Source organism: Hydrogenobacter thermophilus TK-6, assembly GCF_000010785.1.
GTDB lineage: Bacteria > Aquificota > Aquificia > Aquificales > Aquificaceae > Hydrogenobacter > Hydrogenobacter thermophilus.
In genome coordinates, this window is sequence record NC_013799.1 from 1300528 (window position 1) to 1312928 (window position 12401).

Genomic DNA, 12401 nt, shown 5'->3' on the forward strand with positions numbered 1-12401 from the left:
ATGGCTTTAGCTATTCCTTTAAATCTCTGCTCATAGCTTTCTCGTAAGTGTATGGGCATTCTTCTGGGATGTGGAATTTGTTTGGGTCATATCCGTTCTTCTTAAGCCAATATTCAAGATCTCGTCTTGCCCACTTCCATGCAGTGGTTAATTCAAGAGGCAGTTTGTTTCTCAGGCTGGGATACCTATCAAATAGCTTTAATATCTCTTTTCTTGCATTTTCCACGCCCCATATCCAGCTTCTACTCGCATACTCTCCCCCCGCTAATTTTCTGAGGTTGTCCCACTTGTAAAGATGCTCCAAAATTCTCGCAAGCTGGCTTATACAAGCATCAAGATGTCTATTTGCCATATCTTCTATCTCCTCTAAGAGGTTCTCCCAGTCCACAAGATGGTAAGCCTTCTCTTTAAGAAGTTGCAGGTTTATCTCAGCCCACAGAGGGAAGTCCTCGTCGTATAGCTTTTTGAGTTCTTCTTTGCTGAGTGTTCTCATAGTGAAAATGTATTACCTTTTTAAAGCTCAGGCAAGTTCTTAGAGTACGCTTTATATTCTTATGTATGTGCGGTATATTTGGAATTTTCAATGTAGAGCATGCGGAGAAGTATGCCTTTTATGGTATATACGCCTTACAGCACAGGGGTCAAGAGAGTGTAGGTATTGCGGTATCTGACTACGAGAGGTTAAGGGTAGTTAAAAAGCCCGGCTTGGTTCTTGAAGCTCTGACAGCAAAGGATATGGAGCATCTAAAGGGAAGTATAGCCATAGCCCATGTAAGATACTCTACTTCGGGTGATAGCACAGAAATCAACGCTCAGCCTCTGATCAGGGAAACCTCCCTTGGACAGGTAGCTCTTGTTCACAACGGAAATTTGGTAAATTACAAAACTCTGAGGTCATCTCTGCAGGAGAAGGGATTCAATTTTTACCACACATCTGACAGTGAGCTTTTTTTGGCTCTGCTGGACGCCGGAGAGTACGTGCCTGAGCATATAAAAGTGCATCCAGAAGATGCAAAGATCATGCCCAAAGTCTTTTATGCTCTTCATCAGGTAAAGGGTGCTTACAGCCTAATATACATGTTTAAAGATAGACTGATAGTAGCCAGAGACCCATACGGATTTAGACCTCTGCTTATCGGGAGATCAAAAAACGCGATACTTTTTGCCTCAGAGAGCTGCGCTTTTGACATCTTGGGAGCAGAGCTTTGGAGGGAGGTAAAGCCCGGTGAGGTGATAGTGGTGGATAAAAAAGGCATGCGTACCTATCAGCTTTTCAGGCAGGAAAAGAAAGCCATGTGCATATTTGAGTTCGTTTACTTCTCAAAGCCGGAGGTCTTTCTCTTTGGAGATTGGGCATACAGGGTGAGGAAAGCTATGGGTATGGCGCTTGCCAAAGAGGATGATGTGGATGCGGATATAGTGGTGCCTGTGCCAGATTCTGGTGTAGTTCCAGCCATAGGGTACTCCCAAGAGAAAGGCATACCTCTTGAGTTTGGCATCATAAGAAATCACTACATTGGCAGGAGCTTTATAGAACCAACGCAGGAACTCAGAAATATTAAAGTCCTGATGAAGCTAAATCCCAACAGAGCAGTTCTTGAAGGCAAAAGGGTCATAGTCATAGATGATTCCTTGGTAAGGGGGACCACTTCAAAAAAGATAGTAAGCATGCTTAGAAAAGCCGGTGCCAAAGAGATACACCTCAGGATAGCATCACCTCCCGTTATAGGACCTTGCTACTATGGTATTGACACTCCTACCAAAGAGGAACTAATAGCCAGCAGGCTCAGTATAGAGGACATAAGGCAATTTATAGGTGCTGATTCTTTAAGATACCTATCTCTGGAGGGGCTTAAAAGTTGCGTTAAAAACCCCCAGGACTTCTGTGATGCTTGCTTTAGTGGTGTTTACCCTGTAGAGTACGAAGATAAGGCATTGCGTATGCGTTGAATAGTTTCAAGAACGCTTTCTAAGGAGTTTAAAGGCAACATGTTTGGACCATCCGAGAGGGCGCTATCTGGGTCTGGATGCGTTTCCATAAATATCCCATCACACCCTACCGCTACCGCAGCACGGATAAGAGGCAGAACAAACTCCCTCTGACCAGAAGATTTATCACCTGCACCTCCCGGAAGCTGGACGCTGTGGGTTGCGTCAAAAATTACCTTGGTAAAGCTTGACATAATGACAAGGCTTCTAAAATCCACCACTAAGTTGTTATAACCAAAGGAGACCCCCCTCTCTGTTATGTAGTACTCTTTAGCACCTGCGTACATTAACTTTTCCACCACATTCTTCACATCCCAAGGTGCCAAAAACTGACCCTTTTTTACATTTACAGGCTTTCCGGTTTTGGCTGATGCCACCAGCAAGTCTGTTTGCCTGCTTAAAAAGGCGGGTATCTGTATGATGTCCACCACCTGAGAAACAGGTTCTACCTGCCAAGTTTCGTGCACATCTGTGGTAATCTTAAGACCAAACTCTTCCTTTACCTTACTGAGTATCTCAAGCCCCTTCTCAAGACCAGGACCTCTGAAGGACTTCACAGAAGACCTGTTAGCCTTATCAAAGGAAGACTTAAAAACAAAGGAAAATTCAGGATAAAGCTCAGAAAGGCGTTTTAACTCCTGTGCCACCTGAAAAACTACCTTTTCGTTTTCTATCACGCAAGGTCCAGCTATTATGATCATCTGTAGATATCAAGATAAAGCTTAGCTATCTCCTTTGCAAGACTGTTCATCCTTCTTATGTACCTTGCCCTCTCCTGAACAGAGATAACACCTTTTGCATCCAGCAGGTTAAAAGTGTGAGAACACTTGAGAAGATAGTCATACGCCGGCATCACAAGCTTTTCAGAGATGAGCCTTTTGACCTCACCCTCGTACCTCTCGTAAAGTTCAAAGAGCAGATTATGGTCAGACTTCTCAAAGTTATAGAGGCTCCACTCGTACTCTGCTTTTTTGAAAACTTCCCCGTAAGTTAGCCACTCGTTCCACTTTATATCAAACACGCTTCCTACATCCTGAAGGTACATGGCGATCCTTTCAAGTCCGTAAGTGATCTCCACCGAAATCTCTTCAAGGTCCAACCCTCCCGCCTGCTGAAAGTAGGTAAACTGGGTTATCTCCATACCGTCAAGCCAAACCTCCCAGCCAAGCCCCCAAGCTCCCAAGGTGGGAGACTCCCAGTCATCCTCCACAAACCTAATGTCATGCTCCGAAGGGTCTATGCCCAGAGCCTTCAGACTCTCCAGGTAGATCTCCTGAGGGTCCTCAGGTGCAGGCTTTAGGATCACCTGAAACTGAAAGTAGTGCTGAAGTCTGTTGGGGTTCTCACCGTATCTTCCATCCTTGGGTCTCCTTGAAGGCTCCACATATGCCACATTCCAGCCTTTTGGTCCCAGCACTTTCAAAAAGGTGGCAGGATTCATAGTCCCGGCGCCCGTTTCTATGTCGTAAGGTTGCCATACAGCGCACCCCTTCTGAGCCCAAAACTTCTGGAGGTTCATAATGATGTCCTGAAAGTACATAACTTTATTATACCTTTGCAAGGTAAGTTCTGGTTTAATATTTTTCTGATGGCAAAAAACTTGATAGTGCTCTCAGACCAGGAGAGGTTTTTCTCTCTACTGATAGACGATGGAGAAGTTTCTAAGATCAAGGTAGAAAGGCGAGGTGCCACCAGATTAGTGGACAGCATCTTTAAAGGTAAGGTCAAAAAGCTGGTGAAAGGTATGGACGGTGTGTTCGTTGATATAGGACTTGAAAAAGAAGCCTATCTGCCCATCAAACAAAACTGTAAAAAAAATGGAGAGGAAATAAAACCCGTAAGGGTAGGGGAGGAAGTGCTGGTGCAGGTGGTGAGAGAACCCGTAGGAGAAAAGGGAGCAAAATTAACAAGCAGAATAAGGTTAGTGGGTAAATACCTTATATACTTGCCTAATGCTAACGATGTGAAGTTCTCTTCACGGCTTGAAGAGGAAGACAGAGAAAGGCTCAAAGCCATAGCCATTGAAGTACTTCCCAGATACGGATTTAGTTGCGGAGTAATATTCAGAAGACACGCATCAAAGGCAAGTGAAGAGGAAATAATAAAAGACATTGATAGCTTAAAAAGGTTGTGGCTTAAGATTCTCAAGAAGTTCTCAGCTCAGAAAAAGCCGGGATTACTCCTTGAAGAGTATCCTAATTATATAAAGATGATAAAAGATCACTGGTATGAACTTGGGGAGATGGTGGTAGATAACCCTTATGTGTGGAACGATATAGTATCCTTCCTTGAGGAGTTTGAACCATCTTTGGTAAAAAAGGTGGTGTATGTTAAGGATGTTAGTGCGTACATAAACAGGTATAGAATACACGATACTTTCAGGAAAATGCTCAGTAAGTATGTGTGGCTCAGAGGTGGAGGATACATAGTCATAGAAGAGACAGAAGCTATGACGGTCATTGATGTAAACAGCGGGGAGCCTTACGGAGAGTCTCACGAAGAGAATGCATTAAACACCAACTTGGAAGCAGCAAAAGAGATTGCCAAACATATAATGCTCAGAGATATAGGTGGTATAATTGTTATAGACTTTATTGATATGAAAAGGCAAGAAAACAGGGACCTGGTGATCAGAACATTGCAAGAGTCTTTTGGAGAGGAGGCGTGCAATGTGCAGATTTACGGTTTTACAAGGCTCGGACTTTTAGAAATGGCAAGGAAAAAGAGTGGTGAGAGTGTATCTTCTTTGCTTACCGAAAGCTGTCCGCTGTGTAAAGGGAGAGGAAAGGTGCGTGGCAAGAGCCTTTTAGCTTTTGAGCTTGAAAAGGACTTAAGGAGAGAATCTCATGGCGTTATTGACCTGCATGTAAATCCCCAGAGCGCGGATACCGTCAGAAGCGTCATAGAGAAAAACGGATTTAAGTATGTGAACATGGTTGAGGACGCAAATGTGGAATACAACGACTATGAGATACACTACAGGACCTAAGACATGAAGAGGATTCTTTTTATAACCCTTTTGGCGCTTGTCTTTGGTTGTGCCAAGATGACGGAAGAAAAGAGGGCAAAGCTTGCAATAGAATACTATCAGGAGGGAATGGTGGCTTATGCCAACAGAGATTACTCAAAAGCTGTTGAGAGACTAAAGGAAGCCCTCAAGTACCTTGAAAATCTCACCCCTCAGCAGATAAAGGATGCCAAGTATGTTATAGCGGAGAGCTATTACATGAACAAGGATTACATAAATGCAGTAGTTTATTTTGAAGACTTTCTCTTTTATTACCCAGACGTGTCCGAATCAGAGAAGGCATACTTTATGCTGGTGGATAGCTATATGAAGGTAGCTCCCGACCCCTACAGAGACCAGACTTACACCCTCAAGGCTATAGATAAGGTAAAGGACTTTCTTAGTAAATTCCCTCAAAGTCCCTATGCGGAAAGGGTAAGAGCTATTATGGAAGATGCACAGAGGAAGCTTGCCAGACACGAATACCTGATAGGTAGATTTTACGAAGACTTTGGCTATTATTACTCTGCGTCATTAAGGTACAGAGACCTTCTCATAAATTACCCGGAGCAGGTATCAGATGTAGAGGTCTCTTTTAGGTACATAAAGTCTCTTCTGCTAGTTAGACTTCAGGCAAAAAGACAAGAAGACAAGTATAGGAAATGGATTGAAGAAGCTCAAAAACACCTCAAGGATGCCAAAAGCGAGGAAGACAAAAGGGCAATTCAGAGAAGGATAGAATTCCTTGAGGGAGAGGTCCAAAGGTGGAAAAAGCTAGCAGAGGAGAGCTACGAAGACGGGCTTAAAAACATGGAGAGGTATAAGAGTATATACGGTGAGAACACTTATTACAGGGAACTCAAAAAGTATGTGAAGAGATGACGGAAAAGCTAAAGCTTATAAGGGAACTTCTTGAGAGTAAAAAGGGTGAGGATATAGTGATCCTTGATGTTTCTAACTTCACCAACATAGCAGATTACTTTGTGATAGTTTCCGCAAACTCCTCTGTTCATGCTAAAGCTCTTGCAGACTACATTATAGAAGAATTAAAAAAGCATGGCTTGCAGCCAGATCACATAGAAGGATTAGAAAACGCTCATTGGATACTCATAGATTACCTTGACACCATAGTGCATATATTCCAAAAAGAGTGGAGGGAATACTACGATTTGGAGTGGCTCTACGGAGCTGCAAGGAGGGTTGAGGTATGAACTTCCTTAAGGTGCTTTTTATAGTTATTTTTACCGTCCTGTTTCTTATCTTTGTTGCACAGCACGCTTATTATGTTAAGCTAAACTTCTTAGGCATCACATACGAGGTTCCCCTTTTTGTATTAGTGCTGGTATCTTTTGCAGTTGGCTTTCTGTTGCCAGCTCTGTACTTTTTGGTAAAAGACATAAGGCAAACTGCCTTTACCAAGAGTATAACAAGAGGCATATCTTACTTAGCTCGTGGCTATCCCCAAAAAGCGGAAGGAGAGCTATCTAAGGTATCAAGAAGGAATGAAGAAATAGCTCTGATCCTGCTAAAAGCCATTGCGGAAAGGGGGGAAATTTACAGAGGGGAAGAGGTGGATATCAAAAGAGACGCTGGCTTTGTAGATGCCTTCTTAGGCTTAAAGCTGCTAAGGTACAGAGATTACGAGAAGGCAAAGGGGTACTTGCTCTCCGCTCTCTCTAAGGATTCCTCCAACCTTTTGGCTCTGAAGAGTTTGAGGAACATAAGCTTTTTGGAAAAGGACTTAGAGGCTTGTATAAAACATCAGGAGAGTGTTTTGAAGCTATGTGAAAAGTGGGAAAAAGAAACCCAGAAAAGGATCCTATCGGACATACTTTCTTACGCATCCGAAAGCCTGCCCCAGCAGAGAAAGGACCTTTTAGAAAAAGCTTTGGATCTTCACAGATCTTTTTACTCTCAGGCTATGTGGATAAAGTATATGCTTGAGAAGGAGGATGTTAAGGAAGCTAAAAAGCAGATAGAGAAAGCCTTTACTATGGGAGTGCATAATCAGGTACTTGCGATTCTTTCTCAAAATGAAGAACACCTTACCAGGATAATGGACATAATAAAAGAGAAGGAAGAGCTTATAAACCCAGATGTGCTGGCAAGGATTTACATAAAGCTTCACCTCTTTACCCAGCTTAGACCTTTGATGGAGAAGCTGTCGCAGCCCATAAAGCTTATGGCTACTGCCTTTGAGTCTCACAGGGAGATGGATAGAAGTTGCGGTGAGATGCTCCAAGAGCTTTACAAACCTTGGGTGTGTTCCTGCGGTGAGAGTTATAATAATTACCTACCTATGTGTGAGAAGTGTCTCACATGGGGGAATATAACACTAAGGGGGGTATAGAAGATGCTACTGGACATAAGTAAAAAAGTCGTAAAACTAAAAGTGGTGTATTACGGTCCTGCACAGTCGGGCAAAACCACCAACCTTGAGCAGCTTTCCAAGATGGAAGGACTGAGCCTTATGAAGATAGACACTCACGGTGAAAGAACCCTTGTATTTGACTTTGCCACCAAGAAAGTGAATATGGGAGGTATGGAAATATCCTTTGCACTGTACACCGTACCAGGACAGGACATATACACGGACATAAGGCTCACCGTCATGAGAGGTGTGGACGGTTTAGTTTTTGTTGCGGATGCGCAGAGAGAAAGGCTTAAAGAAAACGCAGAGTTTTTGAAGCTTCTCAGAGAGGACCTTAAGAAAGTAGGAAAGAGTTACGAGAGCATCCCTATGGTTATACAATACAACAAGATGGACCTTCCCAATGCGCTTGATTTTGATACCTTGGAGAAGGAGATAAATTCCGAAGGTATGACTTCTCTGTCCGCATCAGCTATAAAGGGTGAAGGAGTGCTTGAAACCTTCAATCTGCTTACCAGTAAGATGCTTTACAAGATAAAGCAGATGGTGGGCTAAGATGCTGTCGGGATATATAAGCACTGCTCAAGATGTGATAGATGTGATAAACAGCTGTTTGGTAAATAAAGAGGGAGTGCTGGATTTTTTCTCCAACGGGAGCTTTATATCACTTCACATACAGAAAGGTCATATAAAGGGTTTTTCTGTACCTTCCCTGGATACCAGCCATGTAAAAAACAGAACCGCTCTACTTTTTTATCACATGTCGGAAGTTTTAGAAAATCCAGAAGGTTTTTTTACTTTCAGAGAAGATATACCTTCAGAAAACTTTATAGCTCTTGAACAACCTCTTCAAGCAGAGGAGCTTGTTTTACAACTGCAACTTGTCTCTCAGGAGCTCAAAAATCTTATAGAGAAAATAATAACACCTTTTGCAGTTTTAAAGGTGCAAAAACCTTTTGAAGGCATGGAAAAATATGAAGAAAAGAGTCTTTATGAGATAATAAAATCCTCTGAGGATAGCATTTTGAACACCCTTCGCAAGGTGAAAGAGCTTTTTTCAGAAGGCTTTTTAGATATCCATCAATTTTATCAAATGGATGTAGATAGGCATAAGCTTTTAACCGAATATGTCATAAAGGATGTGGAAGCCAAAAAGATAAACTTAATTACCATACTTGAAAACCTTCAACTCAACAAGTTTACTGGACTTGTAAAGGCAACTGATCAATCCCAAGAGTTTGAGATGTACTATGTAAAAGGAAAACCCATAAGTTTATACCCCATCAATTACGATGTTTTTGAGTTTTTTATTAATCCGAACACTTCCATGCGCATAAGTGTGATAAGCATGGATGCAACCTCCATGAATCTTTACATGCTCAGGCACTCGGAAAACAAGAGTATGAACCATCTCTCAGGTGACTTTCTTGAGGTGGGTAAAGTGTTTATGGGTATGAGCAGGTCAAAGAGCAGCGGTCTTATTGTAGTGCGTATGCCTAAGAAAAAGGTTAACATACTTTACGAAGAAGGAAAGATGAGAGGAATCCTTGAAGAGGAGCAAGCACACATAAAGGCTGTTTCACAGCTAAGAATAGAAAAGCCCTTCTGGGTGGACCTTATTTTATACGAACCCATGGGTAATATGGCCTCTATTATCTACCTGTTTCTTATAAATCTTGTTTATGGTATACTTCTCAAACACGCGAGCGATACCCTTCAGAGTATAATGGGTCAGATAGCATCATCGGACCTTTTTATGTACGAGGAAGGTTCCATAAAGTACAGAAGGCGGCCAAAAGAAGAGGACGATGTTGTCCTTGCCTTCCTCTCCACACTTTTGGACATAGGATACAGAACCTTGGGGCAAAAGAAGCTGGAAGAGGACTTGGAGGTATCTTTACAACCATACAGGGATGTGTTTAAAATCATGGATGTGGAGGAGTTTATAAAGTTTCCCAATGAAAGTGCTTCTCGTTGAAGATGACACTTATGTAGGAGAGATGATAAAGGAGGGGCTTACTTACGAAGGTTACCATGTGGTTTGGGTAAGGGATGGTTTTTCCGCCATGAGGGAAGCCTTAGAAGGCGACTACCATCTTATTCTTCTTGATATCATGCTGCCCAAGTTTGATGGCATGAAGGTACTAAGCAGGATAAGGGAGGTAAAGGATATTCCTGTTATTATGATCACCGCAAAGTCTCAGGTGGAAGATAAAGTGGAAGGACTTTCCGCAGGCGCGGATGATTACATAACCAAGCCTTTTTCCTTCAAGGAGGTGCTGGCAAGAATAAATGCAGTGCTAAGAAGGTATAAAAAAGAAGAGGAGGACATTATAAAAGTAGGTGATCTTCTGATAAACCCGAGGTCTTACGAGGTGTATTACAGAGGGCGCAGTATAAAACTGACCAGCAGGGAGTTTAAACTCCTCAAAGTGCTTGCAGAACATGCAGGAGAGGTCTTAAGCAGGGAAAGACTCTTTGCAAAGGTTTGGGGATCCTCTTACGGTGAAAATTCCAATGTGGTGGATGTTTACATAAAAAACCTAAGGAATAAGCTGGAGGATAGACCTCCAAAACTTATTCATACTGTCAGGGGAATGGGCTACATGTTAAAACCACAAGATGTCAGTTAAGCTAAAGCTTCTCCTCTTTTTCTTAAGCGCCTATGTGGTGAGTATGCTGAGCATAACCCTCTTTACCCTAGCTACCGTTAGGGAGCTTCTTCTCAATTACACTTACGATTATATGGAGTATCAGATAAAACCCGCTGTAGAGTTTTATAAGAATCTGCATGCCAATCCTGCACGATACATAGACCTTCTTGCTTCGGATGTGGTTTCCAGAGAGATGGCAAGCATAGTAATAGACAAAGAAGGTAAGGTAAAGCACAAGGAACCTTTTCTGGACGGTGAAGACCCACAGATAACGCCTGAGGATATAAGATTTTTTCTGCAAAACAGAAAGGGCATTTTGAAGGAGTACACCTTTATAGTTAAGAATATAGGCGATTATAAGTTAGTTCTTTTGGGGAAGATGGAGAAGATAGAGGGTATTCAGAGGACTTTGGTAATTTTTATAACACTTTTTACCTCCTTTATATCCCTGCTCATAGCTTTAGTTCTCATGATCTTCATAAGGCGGATGCTAAGACCGTTGGGGTATCTGACCAGCATTTCAATGGAAGTATACAGGGGAAATATGAATGTTCATGTGGAGAAAAGCAACAGTAGGGACGAATTTGGGGTTCTTCAAAATGCTTACAGGGATATGCTCATAAAACTTCAAAAAACCTTTGACTGGCAGAGGGATTTTATAGCAGCTATGGCGCACGAGCTAAAAACTCCTCTCACTTACATAAAGGGACAGCTTGATTTGATAAGTATTGGTGTTTATAGTAATGAAACCAAACTCAAGGAGGTCATTAAGAAAATGTCAACGCAGGTGGGCAAAATGGAGAGACTCATAAACCATCTGGTGCTTCTTATGAGGCTCGAATCGGGTATGCCTCTTAGACTTTCACCTGTTAGCCTAAATGAGATATTTGTGGAAATAGACGAAGAGTACGAGTTTATAAAACAAACCCATAACTTTAGAGTGGAGTATCTGGGAGAGGATGTTAAAGTGCACGCCAATAAAGATTATCTAAAAATAGCTCTGGGAAACCTCATAGAAAATAGTTACAAATACACGCCAGAGGGAGGCACTGTTAAACTTTACTACGCCAATGGATGTATAGTAGTGGAGGACAGTGGAAGGGGTATAAAGGACACTCAAAAGGTCTTTGAAAGATTTTACAGGGAAGCGCAGGATAAGGAAGGTTTTGGGCTTGGACTTACCATAGTGAAAGCTATAGCTGATGCTCATCACTTTGATGTGCATATTGATAGTAAAGTGGGATACGGTACAAAGGTAAGCTTATGCACTAAATCGGGATATATTTATTAGAATGCCCCTTGCTATCATGATCTGGGGTAAAGAGGAAAGGGAGCGTTTTTATCCAGAAAAGATCCTCTGGCTTGTGGACAACCCTCATCCCCACTGGATAGAAACAGTGAGGGATAATCTCAAAATGGACTTTAAAGAGACAGGTTTTAGACAGTTTATAACTTTGAGCTCCAAGTACATAGTGACGGATGCCATGCTCATGTTCGGTCTTCAGTTTTGTAGCTCAAAGGAAAAGCTCTTAGAAGCTCTAAACCCAATAAGGCTTATGGTGAAGGTAAAACCCGGTAGCTTTCTCGGAATGAGCCATCACTTCTTGGGAGCTCCCTTTGAGGTGGAGTGTGATGAAATTTTAAGGGAGTTTCTCATGTCAGCAAGAAGAGAGCTTGAGGAAGGTGGCTTTGGACTTGATGTTCTTATAATATCCCACAGTCCTTACATTGAAGACCTGCTCTTGTGCAACTTGGATAGAATAAAGGGTTTAAGATTTAGGTTTTACAGTACGGGAACATGATGGAAAAGGATTACAGAGGACCCTTCAGCAGGATGGGAGAAGGTTTGCTGGAAAAGTACATAGAGGACCTCAAAAAGGAGCTGGAAGGAAAGCCAGATGATCCTGACCTTAACTTCAAGCTTGGCGTAGCTTACGCAAGGCTAAAAAAGATAGAAGAAGCACGCCAAATATACAAAAAACTCAAGGACATAAATCCTGCTCTTGCCAAAGAGCTGCTGGATGTTATATACGAAGTGTAATAAAGCATTATATTTTATGTCATCTGTGGGCTGAGATAAATCTGCAGCTTCTCAAAGAAAAAGCCTACCACCTTGTGGACTGGGAGAACCTGTTGGAGGAGATGGAGGACATGGCAAGGAGAGACCTTGATACTTGTATAAGCCAGCTTGCGAGAATTTTGGAACACCTATACAAGTGGGATAACTTCAGGAGTAAGGAGAAACAGATATAACCCTGACGAGTTTAACATACCAGAAGAATGTCCATACACATATGAGGAAGCCATGAACAGGGATTTAAAGAAGGAGGTAAAGTCTTAAACCAAAATATCTTGAAAATCATTTCTAAATACTTTATAT

The 12401-nt window shown here is 42.1% G+C and carries 15 protein-coding genes; 12 read left to right on the forward strand and 3 right to left on the reverse strand.

All coding sequences use genetic code 11. The features are described 5' to 3' along the window. Positions 1–10: 10 nt before the first annotated feature. Complete coding sequence (locus HTH_RS07185) at positions 11–493, reverse strand: DUF29 domain-containing protein (RefSeq protein ID WP_012964055.1); 483 nt, start codon at positions 491–493, stop codon at positions 11–13. Between the two features lie 65 nt (positions 494–558). On the opposite strand from HTH_RS07185, the gene purF reads away from it, so the two are divergent. After that, a complete protein-coding gene (gene purF / locus HTH_RS07190; protein WP_012964056.1) occupies positions 559–1950 on the forward strand; it encodes an amidophosphoribosyltransferase in 1392 nt (463 codons plus the stop codon). Here the strand turns inward: purF and kdsA are convergent. Together kdsA and HTH_RS07200 are read right to left on the reverse strand one after the other, a co-directional pair. Beyond that, positions 1908–2690 (reverse strand): 3-deoxy-8-phosphooctulonate synthase, encoded by a 783-nt coding sequence (kdsA, locus tag HTH_RS07195; protein ID WP_012964057.1) that lies wholly within the window; start codon positions 2688–2690, stop codon positions 1908–1910. The two genes, purF and kdsA, sit on opposite strands and share 43 nt — an antisense overlap. Further along, positions 2687–3529 carry a glycine--tRNA ligase subunit alpha gene (locus HTH_RS07200; RefSeq protein WP_012964058.1) on the reverse strand — a complete coding sequence of 281 codons (843 nt, stop codon included), beginning with the start codon at positions 3527–3529 and terminating at the stop codon, positions 2687–2689. The genes kdsA and HTH_RS07200 overlap by 4 nt, the downstream gene beginning before the upstream one ends. Before the next feature lie 48 nt (positions 3530–3577). On the opposite strand from HTH_RS07200, the gene HTH_RS07205 reads away from it, so the two are divergent. The 11 genes from HTH_RS07205 (at position 3578) to HTH_RS10105 (ending at position 12274) form a co-directional block, all read left to right on the forward strand. After that, on the forward strand, positions 3578–4978 hold the full coding sequence (locus HTH_RS07205; RefSeq protein WP_012964059.1) for an Rne/Rng family ribonuclease: 1401 nt from the start codon (positions 3578–3580) through the stop codon (positions 4976–4978). A gap of 3 nt (positions 4979–4981) precedes the next feature. Further along, on the forward strand, positions 4982–5878 hold the full coding sequence (locus HTH_RS07210) for an outer membrane protein assembly factor BamD (protein ID WP_012964060.1): 897 nt from the start codon (positions 4982–4984) through the stop codon (positions 5876–5878). Further along, positions 5875–6207 carry a ribosome silencing factor gene (rsfS, locus tag HTH_RS07215; RefSeq protein ID WP_012964061.1) on the forward strand — a complete coding sequence of 111 codons (333 nt, stop codon included), beginning with the start codon at positions 5875–5877 and terminating at the stop codon, positions 6205–6207. Before HTH_RS07210 ends, rsfS begins: the two co-directional genes overlap by 4 nt. After that, entirely contained in the window at positions 6204–7346 is a 1143-nt protein-coding gene (locus HTH_RS07220) for a DUF1049 domain-containing protein (protein WP_012964062.1), read from the forward strand. Before rsfS ends, HTH_RS07220 begins: the two co-directional genes overlap by 4 nt. Before the next feature lie 3 nt (positions 7347–7349). Continuing rightward, positions 7350–7922 (forward strand): GTP-binding protein, encoded by a 573-nt coding sequence (locus HTH_RS07225; protein WP_012964063.1) that lies wholly within the window; start codon positions 7350–7352, stop codon positions 7920–7922. Position 7923: 1 nt separating this feature from the next. After that, positions 7924–9345, forward strand: a complete 1422-nt coding sequence (locus tag HTH_RS07230; protein ID WP_012964064.1) for a hypothetical protein — start codon at positions 7924–7926, stop codon at positions 9343–9345. Next, positions 9326–10000, forward strand: coding sequence for a response regulator transcription factor (locus HTH_RS07235; RefSeq protein WP_012964065.1), 675 nt, complete (start codon positions 9326–9328; stop codon positions 9998–10000). The genes HTH_RS07230 and HTH_RS07235 overlap by 20 nt, the downstream gene beginning before the upstream one ends. Further along, the gene (locus HTH_RS07240; RefSeq protein WP_012964066.1) at positions 9990–11312 is read left to right on the forward strand and encodes a HAMP domain-containing sensor histidine kinase; all 1323 of its coding nucleotides are present in this window, start codon (positions 9990–9992) and stop codon (positions 11310–11312) included. The genes HTH_RS07235 and HTH_RS07240 overlap by 11 nt, the downstream gene beginning before the upstream one ends. 1 nt (position 11313) lies before the next feature. Beyond that, the gene (locus HTH_RS07245; RefSeq protein ID WP_012964067.1) at positions 11314–11823 is read left to right on the forward strand and encodes a hypothetical protein; all 510 of its coding nucleotides are present in this window, start codon (positions 11314–11316) and stop codon (positions 11821–11823) included. Then, positions 11820–12062, forward strand: a complete 243-nt coding sequence (locus HTH_RS07250) for a tetratricopeptide repeat protein (RefSeq protein WP_012964068.1) — start codon at positions 11820–11822, stop codon at positions 12060–12062. The genes HTH_RS07245 and HTH_RS07250 overlap by 4 nt, the downstream gene beginning before the upstream one ends. Before the next feature lie 74 nt (positions 12063–12136). Continuing rightward, positions 12137–12274, forward strand: coding sequence for a DUF29 family protein (locus tag HTH_RS10105; RefSeq protein WP_232500420.1), 138 nt, complete (start codon positions 12137–12139; stop codon positions 12272–12274). The last annotated feature ends 127 nt before the right edge of the window (positions 12275–12401 follow it).

Coding starts and splice junctions, on each gene's coding strand:
- kdsA (WP_012964057.1), bottom strand. CDS start 2,690: ATGATCATAATAGCTGGACCTTGCGTGATAGAAAACGAAAAGGTAGTT.
- HTH_RS07245 (WP_012964067.1), top strand. CDS start 11,314: ATGCCCCTTGCTATCATGATCTGGGGTAAAGAGGAAAGGGAGCGTTTT.
- HTH_RS07220 (WP_012964062.1), top strand. CDS start 6,204: ATGAACTTCCTTAAGGTGCTTTTTATAGTTATTTTTACCGTCCTGTTT.
- rsfS (WP_012964061.1), top strand. CDS start 5,875: ATGACGGAAAAGCTAAAGCTTATAAGGGAACTTCTTGAGAGTAAAAAG.
- HTH_RS07240 (WP_012964066.1), top strand. CDS start 9,990: ATGTCAGTTAAGCTAAAGCTTCTCCTCTTTTTCTTAAGCGCCTATGTG.
- HTH_RS07210 (WP_012964060.1), top strand. CDS start 4,982: ATGAAGAGGATTCTTTTTATAACCCTTTTGGCGCTTGTCTTTGGTTGT.
- purF (WP_012964056.1), top strand. CDS start 559: ATGTGCGGTATATTTGGAATTTTCAATGTAGAGCATGCGGAGAAGTAT.
- HTH_RS07250 (WP_012964068.1), top strand. CDS start 11,820: ATGATGGAAAAGGATTACAGAGGACCCTTCAGCAGGATGGGAGAAGGT.
- HTH_RS07200 (WP_012964058.1), bottom strand. CDS start 3,529: ATGTACTTTCAGGACATCATTATGAACCTCCAGAAGTTTTGGGCTCAG.
- HTH_RS07230 (WP_012964064.1), top strand. CDS start 7,924: ATGCTGTCGGGATATATAAGCACTGCTCAAGATGTGATAGATGTGATA.
- HTH_RS07185 (WP_012964055.1), bottom strand. CDS start 493: ATGAGAACACTCAGCAAAGAAGAACTCAAAAAGCTATACGACGAGGAC.
- HTH_RS07205 (WP_012964059.1), top strand. CDS start 3,578: ATGGCAAAAAACTTGATAGTGCTCTCAGACCAGGAGAGGTTTTTCTCT.
- HTH_RS07235 (WP_012964065.1), top strand. CDS start 9,326: ATGAAAGTGCTTCTCGTTGAAGATGACACTTATGTAGGAGAGATGATA.
- HTH_RS07225 (WP_012964063.1), top strand. CDS start 7,350: ATGCTACTGGACATAAGTAAAAAAGTCGTAAAACTAAAAGTGGTGTAT.